The 15,357-nt window shown below is 51.9% G+C and carries 17 protein-coding genes and 1 riboswitch; of the genes, 10 read left to right on the plus strand and 7 right to left on the minus strand.

What is annotated here, in order from left to right; translation table 11 throughout:
• Positions 1-3 precede the first annotated feature (3 nt).
• From ACT53C_RS13780 to ACT53C_RS13800, 5 genes are all read left to right on the plus strand, one after another.
• The gene (locus ACT53C_RS13780; RefSeq protein ID WP_476146891.1) at positions 4-543 is read left to right on the plus strand and encodes a chemotaxis protein CheD; all 540 of its coding nucleotides are present in this window, start codon (positions 4-6) and stop codon (positions 541-543) included.
• A gap of 14 nt (positions 544-557) precedes the next feature.
• The gene (locus tag ACT53C_RS13785) at positions 558-1,634 is read left to right on the plus strand and encodes a protein-glutamate methylesterase/protein-glutamine glutaminase (RefSeq protein WP_476146893.1); all 1,077 of its coding nucleotides are present in this window, start codon (positions 558-560) and stop codon (positions 1,632-1,634) included.
• Positions 1,631-2,350, plus strand: a complete 720-nt coding sequence (locus tag ACT53C_RS13790; protein ID WP_476146895.1) for a DUF2490 domain-containing protein — start codon at positions 1,631-1,633, stop codon at positions 2,348-2,350. Before ACT53C_RS13785 ends, ACT53C_RS13790 begins: the two co-directional genes overlap by 4 nt.
• A 37-nt stretch (positions 2,351-2,387) precedes the next feature.
• A complete protein-coding gene (locus tag ACT53C_RS13795) occupies positions 2,388-3,479 on the plus strand; it encodes a porin (protein ID WP_476146897.1) in 1,092 nt (363 codons plus the stop codon).
• A 74-nt stretch (positions 3,480-3,553) separates the two neighbouring features.
• Positions 3,554-4,057 carry a chemotaxis protein CheW gene (locus ACT53C_RS13800; RefSeq protein ID WP_476146898.1) on the plus strand — a complete coding sequence of 168 codons (504 nt, stop codon included), beginning with the start codon at positions 3,554-3,556 and terminating at the stop codon, positions 4,055-4,057.
• A gap of 66 nt (positions 4,058-4,123) precedes the next feature.
• Here ACT53C_RS13800 and ACT53C_RS13805 read toward each other — a convergent pair whose 3' ends face one another.
• Genes ACT53C_RS13805 through ACT53C_RS13815 form a run of 3 tightly spaced genes read right to left on the minus strand, consistent with a single transcriptional unit; the run spans position 4,124 to position 6,471 of the window.
• Positions 4,124-5,239, minus strand: coding sequence for an NADH:flavin oxidoreductase/NADH oxidase (locus ACT53C_RS13805; protein ID WP_476146900.1), 1,116 nt, complete (start codon positions 5,237-5,239; stop codon positions 4,124-4,126).
• A gap of 51 nt (positions 5,240-5,290) precedes the next feature.
• Positions 5,291-5,803, minus strand: a complete 513-nt coding sequence (locus ACT53C_RS13810; RefSeq protein WP_476146902.1) for an MFS transporter — start codon at positions 5,801-5,803, stop codon at positions 5,291-5,293.
• Positions 5,788-6,471 carry an MFS transporter gene (locus tag ACT53C_RS13815; RefSeq protein WP_476146904.1) on the minus strand — a complete coding sequence of 228 codons (684 nt, stop codon included), beginning with the start codon at positions 6,469-6,471 and terminating at the stop codon, positions 5,788-5,790. The genes ACT53C_RS13810 and ACT53C_RS13815 overlap by 16 nt, the downstream gene beginning before the upstream one ends.
• Before the next feature lie 91 nt (positions 6,472-6,562).
• Between ACT53C_RS13815 and ACT53C_RS13820 the strand changes: the two genes are divergently transcribed.
• The 3 genes from ACT53C_RS13820 (at position 6,563) to ACT53C_RS13830 (ending at position 9,545) form a co-directional block, all read left to right on the plus strand.
• A complete protein-coding gene (locus ACT53C_RS13820; RefSeq protein WP_476146906.1) occupies positions 6,563-6,874 on the plus strand; it encodes an ArsR/SmtB family transcription factor in 312 nt (103 codons plus the stop codon).
• 170 nt (positions 6,875-7,044) lie between these two features.
• The gene (locus ACT53C_RS13825; RefSeq protein ID WP_476146908.1) at positions 7,045-8,577 is read left to right on the plus strand and encodes a SulP family inorganic anion transporter; all 1,533 of its coding nucleotides are present in this window, start codon (positions 7,045-7,047) and stop codon (positions 8,575-8,577) included.
• A 101-nt stretch (positions 8,578-8,678) separates the two neighbouring features.
• Positions 8,679-9,545 carry a DMT family transporter gene (locus ACT53C_RS13830; protein WP_476146910.1) on the plus strand — a complete coding sequence of 289 codons (867 nt, stop codon included), beginning with the start codon at positions 8,679-8,681 and terminating at the stop codon, positions 9,543-9,545.
• A gap of 71 nt (positions 9,546-9,616) precedes the next feature.
• Here the strand turns inward: ACT53C_RS13830 and ACT53C_RS13835 are convergent, their stop codons facing one another.
• Positions 9,617-12,190 (minus strand): methyl-accepting chemotaxis protein, encoded by a 2,574-nt coding sequence (locus tag ACT53C_RS13835; RefSeq protein WP_476146912.1) that lies wholly within the window; start codon positions 12,188-12,190, stop codon positions 9,617-9,619.
• A 264-nt stretch (positions 12,191-12,454) separates the two neighbouring features.
• Complete coding sequence (locus ACT53C_RS13840; protein ID WP_476146914.1) at positions 12,455-13,363, minus strand: LysR family transcriptional regulator; 909 nt, start codon at positions 13,361-13,363, stop codon at positions 12,455-12,457.
• A gap of 23 nt (positions 13,364-13,386) precedes the next feature.
• Here ACT53C_RS13840 and ACT53C_RS13845 point away from each other — a divergent pair, with 23 nt between their 5' ends.
• On the plus strand, positions 13,387-13,668 hold the full coding sequence (locus ACT53C_RS13845; RefSeq protein ID WP_476146916.1) for a hypothetical protein: 282 nt from the start codon (positions 13,387-13,389) through the stop codon (positions 13,666-13,668).
• Positions 13,659-13,743: riboswitch (Fluoride riboswitch) on the minus strand. It overlaps the preceding gene by 10 nt.
• Before the next feature lie 195 nt (positions 13,744-13,938).
• On the plus strand, positions 13,939-14,184 hold the full coding sequence (locus tag ACT53C_RS13850; protein WP_476146918.1) for a hypothetical protein: 246 nt from the start codon (positions 13,939-13,941) through the stop codon (positions 14,182-14,184).
• Positions 14,185-14,306: 122 nt separating this feature from the next.
• On the opposite strand, the gene ACT53C_RS13855 is transcribed toward ACT53C_RS13850, so the two are convergent.
• On the minus strand, positions 14,307-14,957 hold the full coding sequence (locus ACT53C_RS13855) for a type IV pili methyl-accepting chemotaxis transducer N-terminal domain-containing protein (RefSeq protein ID WP_338656962.1): 651 nt from the start codon (positions 14,955-14,957) through the stop codon (positions 14,307-14,309).
• A 34-nt stretch (positions 14,958-14,991) separates the two neighbouring features.
• On the minus strand, positions 14,992-15,354 hold the full coding sequence (gene nirD / locus ACT53C_RS13860) for a nitrite reductase small subunit NirD (RefSeq protein ID WP_476146920.1): 363 nt from the start codon (positions 15,352-15,354) through the stop codon (positions 14,992-14,994).
• Positions 15,355-15,357: the final 3 nt, after the last annotated feature.

A 15,357-nucleotide genomic window follows, 5' to 3' on the forward strand; every position in this document is an offset into this window, starting at 1 on the left:
GTTATGTTGATGCGTACCCAGCCTACCTTGAGTTTTGGATTATTCGATAAAAAGCCTGAAGAGGTTTTTGAGGTTTTTTTGCAGCCTGGTGAATGGTACTGGGGCGATGCTGATACCAGAGTCCGAACCATTCTGGGCTCCTGCGTGGCAATCACCATCTGGCACCCGGTAAAACAGATGGGAGGCATGTGCCATATCCTGTTGCCGCAGCGGCATGCCTCACGTAAAGACAAGAATGAAACAGCTTCTGGCAGGTCAGGCAAATATGCCGATGAAGCGATTGCCTTGATGATGGAAGAAATGGCCAAACTCAAGCTTCGCCCGCAAGACTGCCAGGTGAAAGTGTTCGGCGGCAGCAATATGTTTCCGCAATTGCAGATAAACCAGAAAAACAATATTGGGGACCGGAACTTGCATGCCGTTTTGATGCTTCTGGCCGAAAACGGCTTTCAAATCCATGCCAATCATTATGGCGGTGAGGACTCACGCTATATTATTTTTGATATCTGGAGTGGGTTTGCCTGGGTGAAAAGCAAGGCTTAACGAGAATATTAATTATGAAAAAAATCAGGGTCATGATTGTGGATGATTCAGCAGTGGTCAGAAAAGTCCTTGCTGAGAAAATTACAAAATGTTCAGAGATTGAGGTCATTTCTGCGGCTTCCGATCCCATTTTCGCCATGGATAAAATGATGAAAGATTGGCCGGATGTGGTGATTCTTGATGTGGAGATGCCTAGAATGGATGGCATCACCTTCCTCAAGAAAATCATGTCGCAGCGCCCCACGCCGGTCATTATCTGTTCGACACTGACCGAGAAGGGCGCCGAAACCACCATTCAGGCGCTGGCAGCTGGGGCGGTGAGCATTGTCACCAAGCCCAAGGCGGGCTTGAAAGACTTTTTAGAAGATGATGCCAACGACATTATCAATGTGATCAAGGTTGCGGCAAAAGCCAATCTGAAAAGAATCACGCATGCTGAACCTGTGGCCAAGGTCGCCCCCAAGCTGACAGCGGATGCGGTACTCGCTGCGCCCAGTAACCGGGCCATGGCACAGACGACAGAAAGCATTATCGCTATTGGCACCTCCACTGGCGGCACCCAAGCGCTAGAGGCTGTGCTCACCAGCTTGCCACGCGTCTCGCCTGGCATGGTGATCGTGCAGCATATGCCAGAAAATTTTACGGCCGCATTTGCCAAGCGACTCAATGAACTCTGTGATATCGAAGTCAAGGAAGCTGCCCATGGTGACCGCGTCATCCCTGGCCGCGCCCTGATTGCCCCGGGCGGCAAGCACATGCTGCTTAAACGCAGTGGCGCGCAATATCATGTTGACGTGATTGATGGCCCGCTGGTCAGCCGCCATCGCCCCTCGGTCAATGTGCTGTTCCGTTCGGTCGCCCAGCAGGCAGGTAAGAATGCCTTGGGCATCATCATGACGGGCATGGGCGACGATGGCGCACAAGGCCTGAAGGAAATGCTGGAGGCAGGGGCCGAGACACTGGGGCAGGATGAAAGAAGTTGTGTGGTTTACGGCATGCCCAAAGAGGCACACAAATTGGGCGCGACACAAAGAGAAGTGCCGTTGTCGAAAATCCCTTCTGAAATTATGAATTACTGGAACAAGAAATGACGTGCTTTTTAACAGCCCTGCCAGCCAAGATATTTCTTCAACGACTACCGCGCTTGTTTACGTTGTTGCTGGTCGGGATCACCGGACTTGCTCGGGCAGAAGTCGAAGAAGACGGCCGTTATTGGCTCAATATTTATGCCCAAGGTAAATTGCCGGTAGAGAATTTATACTGGAGCATGGACACGCATCCGCGCTGGCGTGATGAGGGCAAGCATTTTGATACGCTGATTCTGCGCCCGTCCATTTTTTACAAGGTGACGCCCAAGGCCAGTGTCTGGTTAGGGTATGACACGATTATCAACCATCCGGCAGGCGCCTCGGCCTATCAGGAAAACCGCTTGTGGCAGCAGTTTTCTTACCAGTTTGACCCGATTGGCGGGGTAAGCTTGAGCAGCCGTTCCAGGCTGGAAAACCGTGAGCGGGAGGACTTTAGCCAGCACGCCTATCGCTGGCGGCAAATGGTGCGCGCCAGTCTGCCTTCGAGCTTGAATCCGCAATTATCCTGGGTGGTGTATGACGAGTTGTTTATCAACTTTAACGATACGCACTGGGGTCCACGCAAGGGGTTTGACCAGAACCGCCTGTTTCTGGGCGTGAACTGGAAATTCAGTGACTTTAGCAATGCCGATATCGGCTATCTGAACCAGTTTATAAATACCAAAACCGTAGACCGTGAGAATCATGTCCTCATGACAGCGATCCGTTTTAATTTTTAGCGGAATTTGTCGTTAAATGGTTGTGATTTTAAGAAAGATGTTTGTCGTACTGTTGGCCTTGGCCGCAGGTTTGCCGCTGGTTGTCAGCGCAGAAGAGACGCCTGCAGCGGAGACGGTTGCACCATTGACGCTAAGTGGGTATGTCGAGAGCTATTATGTGCGTGATTTTAATGATCCGCCCAACCATAAACGGCCCGACTTTATCTACAGCCATAACCGGGCCAATGATTTGAGCATCAACCTGGCCATGGTCAAGGCCAGTGTGAATACGCAGCGCGTGCGCGGTAACCTGGCGCTGGCTTCTGGCAGTTATATGCGCGCCAATTACGCTGCCGAGCCTAAAGATTTGCAACATATTTTTGAAGCCAATGCGGGTGTCAAGCTTTCAGCCAACCACGATCTCTGGCTGGAGGCCGGGGTGATGCCCTCGCACCTGGGCTTTGAAAGTGCGATCGGCACCGAGAACTGGACGCTGACGCGTAGCTTGATGGCAGAGAATTCGCCTTATTTTGAAACAGGGGCCAAACTCAGTTATACCTCTGCTGATGGCAAGTGGATGGCGAGTGGCTTGGTGTTGAATGGTTGGCAGCGCATCCGTGCGCCGCAAGGCAATACGACGCCGTCCATCGGCCATCAACTGACCTATAAACCGAATGACCGGGTGACGCTCAATAGCAGCTCGTTTATCGGCAATGACAAATCTGACCGTGCGCGGCAGATGCGTTATTTTCATGACTTTTATGGCATCTTTAAGCTGGATGAGCAATGGAGCCTGATTACCGCGTTTGATATTGGCGCCGAAGAAAAACCGCCAGGAGCGGGCGACGGCTACAATGTGTGGCTGGCGCCGGCTGTACTGGCCAAATACCAGTATTCCAGCCAGTTCAGTGTCACCGGGCGCGTGGAATACTATCAGGACAAACAAGGGGTGATTATCAACACCGGCACCCCTCACGGTTTTAAAACCATGGGCTACTCGGTGAATGCGGATTACAAAATATGCCCGCGTGTGACCGTGCGCGCCGAGCTGCGGCAGTTGCAAAGCCGGGATGATATTTTTAATGAGTCTGGCCGTCGTCAGACGGACCATAACCTGACCGCGGCCACGGCCATTGCCGTCCAGTTTTAGCCTTGCCTGGTCTGCAGGCTAGCCTGGGCCTGCTAATACGATCAGGATGTAAACGTTTTTATGAGGATGCAGTGATGAATGCAATGACACAAAACAGCAGCGCGGATAGCGCGAGCGCCAAACAAACTGCGGGCGAATACCTGACTTTTATTCTCGGCAACGAGCAATACGGGATTGATATCCTCAAAGTACAGGAGATCCGCGGCTATGATCCGGTGACCCATATTGCCAATATGCCTGCGTTTATCAAAGGCGTGGTCAACCTGCGCGGCAAAATTGTGCCTATCGTGGATTTGCGTATCAAGTTTGATCTGGGCGAGGTGGTCTATAACGAATTCACGGTCGTCATTATTCTGAACCTCAGTGGTCGCGTCGTCGGCATCGTTGTCGATGGCGTATCGGATGTGCGGGAGTTGTACGAAGAAAATCTGCGTGAAATGCCGACACTGGTGACACGGATTAACACCAACTATGTGATTGGTCTGGCAACAGTTGAGAGTGAAATGATTATTCTGGTGGACATCGAGCGGTTGATGGCCAGTGATGAAATGGAATTGATGGACAAGCCCGCCGAATAAATGCACCGCTGCCAAACAAAAAATAAACCTGCGCAAGCAGGTTTATTTTTTTGTGGCTACCCAAGCTTACTTTTTAACTGTCTCGCTAGGGTTGTGATATCTCGCCAGCCAATGGGCATAAGGGGCTGGCAACACCCAGGCGGCCTGATCCTTGCCTAGCGCCTTGGCCGCAAAATAAGGCCAATGCGGATTTTCAAGGTGCGCGCGGCCGATCATGGCCAGATCCAGTTGCTCGTTGCGGATGGCACCATCCGCCAGGGTGGGGGCACCAAAGCCCCAGGCGGAAGACACCGGAATCCCGGCTTCTTGACGCACGCGCTGTGCAATCGGCGCCAGAAAAGCGGGCCCCCAGGGAATATTGGTTTCAGGGATGGTAAAGCCGACACTCACACTGAGCATATCCAGGCCACGATCACGCCAGGCTTTCACCAACTGGATAGACTCACTCAAGGTTTCTTCATCTTTGCCATCATACTCAATCACGCCAAAGCGGGCTGTCAGTGGCAGATGCTCCGGCCAGACGGCGCGAATGGCTTCCAGGGTCTCAATTGTAAATCGTGAGCGGTTTTCAAAACTACCGCCATATTGGTCGGTACGCTGGTTAGAGTGCGCCGAGGTAAAGCTTTGGCCCAGGTAACCATGCGCAAAGTGGATTTCTAGCCATTCAAAACCAGCGGCCAGTGCACGTTTGGCTGCCGCCACAAAGTCATTTTGTACGCGGGCGATATCTGCAAGCGTCATGGCTTGGGGGACACGTGGCAAGCCACCGCCAAAGGCCAGGGCAGAAGGTGCAATCGGTTGCCAGGCACGCGCATCACTTTCGGCCATATGGTCATCGCCCTCCCAGGGTTTGTTGGCACTGGCTTTGCGGCCGGCATGCGCAATCTGGATGCCGGGGACTGCGCCTGCAGCTTTGATGGCCGCCGCAATCTTACGCAATTGCTCTGCTTGCGCATCATTCCAGATGCCCAGACACCCAGGTGTAATGCGGCCTTCAGGTGCTACGCCGGTCGCCTCCACAATCACCAGGCCACTGCCACCGCGGGCCAGTGTCGCGTAATGCGCCTGGTGCCAGTCGTTGGCGACGCCATCTTCGGCCATGTACTGGCACATAGGTGGCACCGCAATACGGTTTCTGAGCGTAACGTTTTTTAATGTGTAGCTAGAAAATAAGTCAGTCATAAGCGTCCTTTAGGTGAATTTTTCAATTGGTTAATGCGTTAAAGTGGCCAATTAAATCTTGGCTTTGTGCGGAAAAAACTGCATTTCTAAGACGGCCAGTGCGAGGCCAGCTGAGACGATACATGCGGCAATCCAGCCTATGGCGGTCAAGCCCAGTCCTGATGAAATGACCAGACCACCCACCCAGGCGCCTGCTGCATTGCCAATGTTAAAGGCGCCAATGTTCATGGCAGAAGCCAGCGTCGGCGCGCCACTCGCCTTTTCCAGTATTTTGATCTGCAATGCAGGCACCACGGCAAACCCCGCAATCCCGAGTAAGCCCACCAGGCTGACGACGGCGAATTTGTCCTGCGCAAAAAATGAAAAGCCCGCCAGAATGGCAATGATGCACATCAATGCCCCAATCAGCGTGTGGTCCAGATGGATATCCGCTAGTTTGGCACCTATGATATTGCCGACCACCATGCCTGCGCCAAAGAGCAGAAACACCGGCGAAACTGCCGCAGGAGAGAAGTGCGCTACATCGGTCAGGATAGGCGCAACGTAGGTCAGAATGGCGAACAAGCCTGTATCAGAATGATGGTTAACAGTAATCCGGCAATGACTTGCGGTTGCAGCAGGGTATGGATTTCGGAGGCCACATCCACCGTTGTCGCGTGGTGATCTTTGGGCACCAGCAAGTAGATGGCAGCGAGCGCGATTGGGCCTATCATCGTCACCGCCCAAAAGGTCGAACGCCATCCCAGCATCTGGCCTAACCAGGTTCCGGCTGGCACGCCAACCACGTTCGCAACCGTCAGGCCGGTAAACATCAAGGCTAGTGCAAACGCCCGTTTATCTTTGGCGACCAGATCTGTGGCCACGATGGCACCTATGCCAAAAAAAGTGCCATGTGCGAATGAGGTAACGACCCTGGCCAACATTAAGGTCGCATAATCTGGCGCGATGGCGCAGGTCAAATTGCCTAAGGTGAAAATAGCCATGAGCCATAACAGGGCGTTTTTACGCGGGAATTTTGCCATCAGGATGGACATGATCGGTGCGCCAATCGCAACCCCCAGCGCATAACCGGTGATTAACAGGCCGGCGCTAGGAATGCTCACGTGCAAATCCCGGCTCACGTCAGGTAACAATCCCATGATCACGAACTCGGTCGTCCCGATGCCGAATGCCCCCGCCATCAGTGCGAACAGGGCCAACGGGATCCCTTGGGTGGACGTTTCTTTTTTCATAGGCTCTTTCAATCAATCGTCTGACTAAATTCTATTGTTCGAATATAATCGAACAATAGAATAATATCAAGTAGTATGTTATATTTAAAGGATGCGACAAATTAAACATCCCAGCATAGAGCAGGTAGAACTCACCGACCTCATGTATGCCTTGTCTGACCCGACCCGGCTTGAAATTGTGGGGCGGCTGGCGGTGGCTGGCCGAAAGATGACTTGTGGCGAGTTCGACCTCAACCGGCCTAAATCCAGCCTGTCGCATCATTTTAAAATTCTGCGCGCGGCCGGGCTGGTGGAAACCCTTATCGAGGGCACCGAGCATATGAATGCACTGCGTCTGGAAGAAATTGAGCAGAAGTTTCCAGGGGTATTGCAATCGGTGTTGCGCGCCCTTAGCCAAGCATAAGGGCTTGGCTGCCGAAACCAATAAGCGACGCTGATGTACAGAGCGACGAGATGGCTGCCTCTCTTTCATCATACCGAATGATGTTCAGCATCTGCTGACTCACTTACCAATGACTGCTGGTCAATGTGGTGCATGAAGCCTATTTGCCGGTGAGATTCAAGGAATCAACAATGTTTGCTGATCAATCATCCCTGACATTTTCTGAAATCAAGACCAATGTGCTCAGTGGGCTGACGGTGGCCCTTGCCATGGTGCCAGAAGCGATTGCCTTTGCGCTCATCGCACATGTCTCTCCACTAACTGGACTCTATGCAGCGGTGCTTGTCTCTTTGATTACCTCTGTTTTCGGCGGTCGGCCAGGGATGATTTCCGGTGCGGCCGGGGCCTTGGCTGTCGTGATGGTGGCGCTGGTGGTACAGCATGGCGTGCAATATCTGTTTGCGACGATTGTGCTCATGGGCCTGCTACAAATTCTGTTTGCGGTGGCAAAATTGGGCAAATTTATTCGTATGGTGCCGCATCCGGTAATGTTGGGCTTTGTGAATGGGCTGGCGATAGTCATTTTTCTGGCTCAGTTTAATCACTTCAAAACCATCCAGCCCGATGGTTCAATGGGCTGGATGACGGGCGCTGCGCTCTATACCATGTTGGGCCTGATAGCCATTACTATGGCGATTATTTATCTGCTGCCTAAATGGACACGCGCCATTCCATCGACGCTGGCTGCGATTATCGTCGTGTCGGTCTGCGTGATCTATTGGGGATTGGATACCAAGACCGTGGGCGATCTGGGATCGATTGCAGGCGGACTGCCGCAATTCCACGTGCCTGCTGTGCCATGGACGTTGGAAACACTGTATATCATTTTCCCTTATGCACTGATTCTGGCAGCGGTTGGCCTGATAGAAACCTTGCTCACACTTAACCTGATTGATGAAATGACACAAACCCGCGGCCGTCCGAACCGGGAAGCCATGGCACAAGGGGCTGCCAATGTCGTGACGGCCTTTTTGGGCGGCATGGGCGGCTGTGCCATGATTGGTCAAAGCATGATCAATATCAACAATGGTGCCCTTAAACGCCTGTCTGGCATGGCCACCTCGCTTTTTCTGCTCTCATTTATTTTATTTGCATCGCGCTGGATCGAAATGATCCCACTCGCTGCGTTGATTGGCGTGATGTTTGTGGTAGCAGAGAAAACATTTGAATGGGGCACGCTGAACTTGTTTGGCAAAGTGCCCAAGCAGGATGTGTTTGTTGGCTTGTTAGTCGGTGGCGTGACCATTATTGCTGATCTGGCGCTTGCTGTGATCGCTGGCGTCATTGTTTCTGCGCTCGTGTTTGCCTGGGAGCATGCCAAACAGCTTGCTGTCACAACCGACACAGACCAGACTGGTCATACTGTGCATCACCTGCATGGCACGCTATTCTTTGCCTCTATTGCTCACTTCCAAGCCTTGTTTAATCCTGCCAATGATGGCGCGCACGTGGTGATCGACTTTAAACAAGCCAGGGTCATGGATCATTCAGCGCTGGTCGCGATTGATAGTGTGGCCGCAAGATATCGTGCTGCTGGCAAACAACTGCATTTAAAGCATTTGAGTCAGGATTGTTTGGAATTACTTGAAAACGCCAAAGAAATGGTCGAGGTCAACTTGCTGGAAGATCCAACATATCGCGTTTCAGATGACAAATTGGCATGACCGGCTGCAGTTGGCGAGACGCCCGCTGTGCTCTGTTTTAACATGACAACGTTGTCATGCAACTCTGAACAAAGAGCGTGTTAAGCGAGGTAATAACAAACATGAGTGTGATGAGAACGTATTTGATGGCCACCCTGGCCGCCATCTTCTGGGGGGCCAATTTCAATCTGGCAAAGCCGGTGTTGGCTGAAATGAGCCCTTATCTGGCGGGTGCAAGCCGCTATGTGATCGCTGCCATGGTGATGATTCTGATTGCCAGGCTCAAGCATGCCGCGATTCCGTTGCGTGAGTGGAAAGCCTATCTGACGCTAGGCATCGTCGGCGTGTTTGGGTTTAATCTGTTTTTCTTTTTGGGCATGCAACATTCATCGGCAATCAACGGTGCCTTGATCATGGCTTTAAATCCCTTGCTGACCGCCATTCTGGGCTACTTCATTTTGGGCGATCGGCCAAGTCGACGGCAGTGGATGGCGTTCCCGATCGGCATTGCTGGGGTGGCGATTGTGGTATTAGGGGCTGGCGCACAATGGACGATAGCGACTGGCGATCTGTATATTTTGATTGCTTCGTTAAACTGGGCGCTATACAACGTGCTGGTGAAGAAAATGATGCCCAAACAGGTGAGCGGCATTGCCAGCACGGCAGCTATCATGACCGTAGGCGCGCTGGCCTTGAGCGGAGTGGCGGTCTGGCAGGGCAGTGCGTTGACCATGCTGAGCCCGCATGCAGGCCTGGCGTTGATGACGATGGCGCTCGGTGGCGGTGTCCTGGCTTACCTGTTCTGGAATGCCAGCATTAAACAGTTAGGCCCTGCCAAAGCAGCGATTTTCATGAACCTGATTCCAGTCACCACCATGGTGATTGCAGCGGTTGAACAGGCGCCACCAACGCACGCACAACTGTTTGGTGCCGTGCTCGTGATTAGCGCTGTCAGCTTTAGCGCGTTTTCGCGGCCGAAAACAGCCTAGCCTCGATTCAATTGGCTGTCATGTGGTGTGGAGCGTCGATGACGCCCCGTGCAGGATGCAGTGATGTGCAGTCAAGCCGCCTCGACCAATGGCGCGGCAGTCGGCCAGTGCGCCTGGCGCGCAGTGGGTTGCTCGAGTTTGAAGTGTTGGACCGCGTGATTCAGTTGATGCGCCTGATCCAGCATGGATTCTGCTGCTGCAGCCGCTTCTTCGACCAGCGCAGCGTTTTGCTGGGTGGCCTCGTCTATATGGGTAATCGCCTGATTGACTTGCTCTATCCCTTTGCTTTGTTCAAACGAGGCTTCGCTGATATCGCGCATGATTTCGGATACTTTTTTCACTGAACTGACCACCTCTTCCATGGTTTTGCCAGCATGGTCCACTTGTTTCACCGCATCGTAAGTGTTGCTGACCGTGGCACTAATCAGCCCATTGATTTCTTTGGCGGCGACAGAAGAGCGGTGTGCCAGCGCGCCCACTTCGTTGGCCACCACAGCAAAGCCGCGGCCTTGTTCCCCTGCACGTGCCGCTTCTACTGCCGCATTTAGAGCCAGAATATTGGTCTGGAAGGCAATGCCATCAATGACGGCAATAATATCCTCAATCTGTTGTGCACTCTCATTCATCGCATTCATGCTTGCGATGGCCTGGCGGACCACGGCGCCGCCGTTTTCAGCCACACCGGAGGCGGTCAGCGCCAGCTGGTTGGCCTCTTGCGCATTCTCGGCATTGTGTTTGACGATGGAAGCGAATTGCTCCATGCTCGCTGCCGTTTGCTCCAGGCTTGCAGCCTGGTCTTCCGTGCGACGTGAAAGCTGGTTATTGCCGGCAGCGATTTCACTGGCTGCCGTATCAATCGCCTCCACCGCCTGACGCACCGCTTTGATTGGCTCAACAATCAGATCCAGTGTCTGGTTGACCCCGGCAATCACCTGGCGGAAATCCCCAGTATGTTTCGTCTCGTCAGCCCGTACCTGAATGCGTCCCTCTTTGGCTGCCTGTGCTAACAGGGCAGAGTCTTCGACCAGGTGATTGACCGCCTGGATGCAGGTATTCAGATTGCGTTTGATTTCGTTAAAATCGCCATGATAGGTTTCGGTAATCAAGGCCGGAATCTCGCCCCGTGAAATGCGGGCGACATAACTGGCCGCCATGTTGAGTGGCACGATCACGGCATCCAGTGTCGCATTGACGCCTTCGACAATTTTGCGGAAATCTCCCTCATGTTGACGGGCTTCGGCACGGGTGGACAGCTCGCCCCTCACCGCGGCTTGCGACAACAGATGGGCATCCGCAATCAATGCATTGATTGCGTCAATACACTGGTTCAGGTTGTTTTTGATGGTATTAAAATCCCCGCGGTAAGTGTCTGTGATTTTTTCCGGGATACGACCTTTGGCAATATGATCCACATATTCTGCAGCGACATTGAGTGGAGAAATGACCGCATCCAGCGTATGGTTCACGCCCTCAACAATTTTGCGGAAATCGCCTTCATGTTTGCTCGCATCTGCACGCGTAGATAAGCGTCCGGCAACCGCCGCCTCTGACAACATATTGGCGTCCGCAATCAGCGCATTCACGGCATCAATGCAATGATTAAGATTATCTTTAATGGCATTGAAATCGCCATGATACGTTGCAGTAATCTTGTCAGGGATATTGCCTTTGGAGATATCTGCCACATAGCTCGCCGCCACATTTAACGGCACAATCACACCATCCAGCGTCTGGTTAAAGCCCTCGACCAAACGCTTGAACTCGCCATTAAAGGCTGCCGTCTCTGCACGCGTAGACAATTGCCCTTCAATCGCGGCTTTCGCCAGCCGGTTGGTTTCCGTTGAGAGTTTGCTCAGTGTGCGTTGGAGTACCTGCATGGAGTGCGCGACACTGGTTTCATCGCCAACAGGCAATGCAATGTGCGCTGAAAAGTCACCATCAGAAAAACGGCCAGCCAACTCTGACAACTCAACAGGATCCATCCCCAAACGTTTTTTAACCGTGCTGACGATGAAATAGCCTAAGCCGCTGGCAAACGCGATCAGCAGTAACACCATCACATAATTGGCGATCTCACCCTTGGAAATGACTTGCGCTGTTTCAGCTTCCAGCGTTTGCGCTGTCTTGTTTGTGTAGATGACCACCTGATCAACAATTGTTCGATGGGCCTCGTAGGCAGCGTTTAACTCGTGCAATGCAGACTCAATCTGCTTTTTATCCTGCGCATTCAGCGCAGGGATAAATTTGTGATCGTATATTGCAAAAAAAGCCTGGCCTGAGGCATACAGCTGTTCAGCCATCAAATGCTTGATCTCGGGGTTATTAAGTTTCTTCTCCCAGTAAGCATGGCGTTTTTCAAACTCGGCCCTAAGGACGCTGACTTTTTGCTGCAGGGGGGCCGCTGATGATGCATTCATGGCGACACTTTGCAGGATCAGTTGCCAGGTTTCGATCAAATACTCCGGCGGGGGTAATACGTCAGCGACCAGATCCTTCTGGTCTATGATCTTGTTGTATTGCTCCCCATTAATCGCCACTGTTTTATTGGCCTGCATATTCAAAAACACGAACAGGCAAACAGCCAGCAGGATAGTCGTCAAAACGCTGACTATCAAGGTAGACAGCTTGAGACGTGCAATTTGCATGAAAAATGTCCTCTTTAGTAATAGTTACACGCTGTGAGTCTGTTATTAAACCTTTAAAGCGTTGGTGAATATGTGCCAATAAAAACCGATTCATACCCTTAAATGATTGATTTTTATGAATATAATTATCGAGGATATTTATTTATGTTAATTTATTCTGGATGCTGACCATCTGCATGCGATGGCATATGTCGATAGCGGCCTCAAGGCCGGATGAGGCGGCTGCATGCCAATATCCGTCAATGGCAATGGCTGGATGCCGGGTTAAAACAGCGTGTTCTCGGCGGACATCGTGGTTTGCAAATAGGTACAGATCGCTTGCAATAGGGTCGGATTCGCATGATGTTTATGCCAGTAAACGCCAATCGAACGACCAATCGCCGGTAAGGCAAAGGGGATATAGTGCACATCCTGATCCTCATGGTTGATGGCTGTGCCAGGAATCACGGCCAGCCCCAAACCATGTTTGACCATCATCCTGAGCGCTTCAAAGCTCACCGCCTTGAAATCATCATCTTTGTGCAAATGCTGCCGGGCAAAATTGGCATCAAAATGCTCCAGAATTTGCCGGTAATGCGACTGATCCTCCACCAGAAAAAGCAGGGGTTGCTGGTTTAAATCACTGAGTTGCAGGCTTTTGCATGAGGCATAGGCATGATGGCTGGGCACGACTACGTACAACGGGTCATCCAGCAGTTTGATGCCCGTCAGACTGGCATGCGTGACCGGCAATGGCAGCAAGGCAAAATCAATTTCCTGATTCACCAATAAATTGATGAGCACATCCACATCTTCTTCCACATGTTGCACTTTAAATGGCTTGAACTGCTGTTTTAGATGGAAGATGTATTGCAGTGGCAGGGCATGCCCAAGAGACGGAAAACTGCCAAAGGTGAGCTTGGTAGAGGCATGCTGCTTGAATTCGCGTGCAATATGAACAATCTGGTTTGCATGCTCGATCACCTGCGTGGCGGCCTCAATAATCTTTTCTCCCACAGGGGTGACCCGCACAAAATGCGTGCCTCTTTCAAAGATCTCCACCTCCAGATAGTTTTCCAGCTTTCTGATCTGATTGCTCAACGTGGGCTGCGTGGTCGCACAATGTTCAGCCGCCTTGCTAAAGTTTTTATATTCAGAGACGGCTAATAAATACTTCAAATCACGTAAGTTCATGGCTTATCGGTCCTTGGCTGAGTGTGGGGTCAGAGGCGCTGGCAGGCAATCTTTCCACCTTGGTCAAAACGAATGGTGGGGGCATGCATCTCATCATTCCGGTGGCGGCGCAGGGTCAGGCCCCGGCTTGGGCAAGACAGGCGGATAGGGCTGCGGCGGACAGGAAATCCGAACCGAATGTTGACGCAACAAGGTCTGTGGTGTGTGAACTGGTGTCAATTTCAAGAGACTTGTCCCAAGCTTGGTTTCAATATCAGGACAAGGCGTATGGTCGTGTCTACACCACCCGTCCCGGGTTCGTGTAGACATCATCAGCACTGGGCGGTTGAGGAAGTATTTACTCGCGACTCCCAAGGAGGAATGTCATCTCCTATGGGGTTTGATATTAGATGGGCATCAATCTATCGTCAAGGGAATCTACTCCCTATTTAAGGCTTTGTAAGCTCGCCGTAAGACGCCAAAGGTTCCATTGTTTGTTTGAATAAATCCATTCAAACAAACAATTTCATTTGCTCCCAGACTCCGCGTAAATTGCACCTCACAACGTACTGTTGTTTATCACTAGGAGTCATAAAATGAAATTGTTATCTACCCTTGTTCTCTTGTCTTTTTCAGTGGCTGGTTTTGCGGCCGATCAATCAAACGCCACAGATTTAAGCGCAGTTGAAAATATGCTGCATACCAAGTTTGAATCTAGCCAAGTCAGTGTACAGAGCGCCTCAAACTATACCCTCGGCCAGAATCCCTTTATCGAGCAAGTGATGGAAAATAATGTGCAGTCACAGCATCAAGTGGCTGCTGCCCATGAACATCACGGCTAACCCATGGGGAATGATTGCGTCATCCCCGCATAATGCGCGACGACAGTGACTGGCACTGCCGTTCGCCCGCAAACAAATCACCATCATCCATCCGGGCTGATGGTGATGGTGTTTTTAGGGCGTTAATCACTCACCAGCGCTTTAGCCACCAGTTGTTCAATTTCATTGGTGATGTCGGTCATGACGCTGGCGACCACGGCAAACTCCTTGCCGGCGTCGCCAGACCGTGCGGCGATGACCTGCGCGTTAAAGGAAACAATCTTGGCTTCTTTGGCGATCTTCTGGATGCTGCTCATCAGGTTTTCCTGCTTTTTGCGTCTGAGCAGTTCGCAGTGTTTGGATTCATTTTCGTACGTGACCGTAATCTGGTTGAGGACGGCCACGATCAAGCTGGCCTCTTCGCCCAGCAAGGGGATCATGGCTGCAGGCAGACCCTGATTACTTTCGCAGGCGCTAATCGCCTGTTGGCAATGTTGAATAAATTGCCGGATTTTGGCCTCGTTATCTTCCGGGCCAAACAATACTTTTTCCAGCGCGGCAAAATAAACACCGGGATACTCATGGTTGCCTTTGACCAGAAGTGTATGTGTCTGGCTAAACAAGGCCAACGCCTCTTTGGCTTGGGCCAGTGCTTCAGGCTGGTGTGCACTCAACAGGATATTGAGCGCAATGCGTTGCGATAGCATGCGCTGGCGGCCAGAGAGGTTGATCAGCGCCACCATGCGGTCACTATTCAGGATGGTGTGCTGGCCGGGTTTATCGGTCTTTTTCATGGCGTGCATGGTTCTGTCCTCTGAGTCACCCTGGTTATCGTTGTACCCACACCTTGCCATCCCTGACTTCGACCGGGTAAACATTCAGACACACGGTTGCGTCCTCAACACAGAGGCCAGTGCGTAGCTGGTAGTGATGCTTGTAAATCGGTGAGGCGACTACAGGCTCGCCGCCCAAATCACCGACCAGGCCGCGGGATAGCACATTGGCCTCGCTATGCGGGTCGTGATTATCCAGCGCGTAGAGCTGGTCGTCTTTAAGGCGGAAAATGGCAATTTGTTGGCCTTCAATCAGGGCACAGACCCCCATATTCGGCCAGATATCCTCGAGTGCGCACACTGGGTGCCATGCGCCTGCCTCGGCAGGCTGGGCGTTTGTTGCTTGTAACTGATTCATAGA

Source organism: Methylophilus sp. DMC14 (genome assembly GCF_056314085.1).

Coding starts and splice junctions, on each gene's coding strand:
- ACT53C_RS13780 (WP_476146891.1), top strand. CDS start 4: ATGTTGATGCGTACCCAGCCTACCTTGAGTTTTGGATTATTCGATAAA.
- ACT53C_RS13785 (WP_476146893.1), top strand. CDS start 558: ATGAAAAAAATCAGGGTCATGATTGTGGATGATTCAGCAGTGGTCAGA.
- ACT53C_RS13790 (WP_476146895.1), top strand. CDS start 1,631: ATGACGTGCTTTTTAACAGCCCTGCCAGCCAAGATATTTCTTCAACGA.
- ACT53C_RS13795 (WP_476146897.1), top strand. CDS start 2,388: ATGTTTGTCGTACTGTTGGCCTTGGCCGCAGGTTTGCCGCTGGTTGTC.
- ACT53C_RS13800 (WP_476146898.1), top strand. CDS start 3,554: ATGAATGCAATGACACAAAACAGCAGCGCGGATAGCGCGAGCGCCAAA.
- ACT53C_RS13805 (WP_476146900.1), bottom strand. CDS start 5,239: ATGACTGACTTATTTTCTAGCTACACATTAAAAAACGTTACGCTCAGA.
- ACT53C_RS13815 (WP_476146904.1), bottom strand. CDS start 6,471: ATGAAAAAAGAAACGTCCACCCAAGGGATCCCGTTGGCCCTGTTCGCA.
- ACT53C_RS13820 (WP_476146906.1), top strand. CDS start 6,563: ATGCGACAAATTAAACATCCCAGCATAGAGCAGGTAGAACTCACCGAC.
- ACT53C_RS13825 (WP_476146908.1), top strand. CDS start 7,045: ATGTTTGCTGATCAATCATCCCTGACATTTTCTGAAATCAAGACCAAT.
- ACT53C_RS13830 (WP_476146910.1), top strand. CDS start 8,679: ATGAGTGTGATGAGAACGTATTTGATGGCCACCCTGGCCGCCATCTTC.
- ACT53C_RS13835 (WP_476146912.1), bottom strand. CDS start 12,190: ATGCAAATTGCACGTCTCAAGCTGTCTACCTTGATAGTCAGCGTTTTG.
- ACT53C_RS13840 (WP_476146914.1), bottom strand. CDS start 13,363: ATGAACTTACGTGATTTGAAGTATTTATTAGCCGTCTCTGAATATAAA.
- ACT53C_RS13850 (WP_476146918.1), top strand. CDS start 13,939: ATGAAATTGTTATCTACCCTTGTTCTCTTGTCTTTTTCAGTGGCTGGT.
- ACT53C_RS13855 (WP_338656962.1), bottom strand. CDS start 14,957: ATGAAAAAGACCGATAAACCCGGCCAGCACACCATCCTGAATAGTGAC.
- nirD (WP_476146920.1), bottom strand. CDS start 15,354: ATGAATCAGTTACAAGCAACAAACGCCCAGCCTGCCGAGGCAGGCGCA.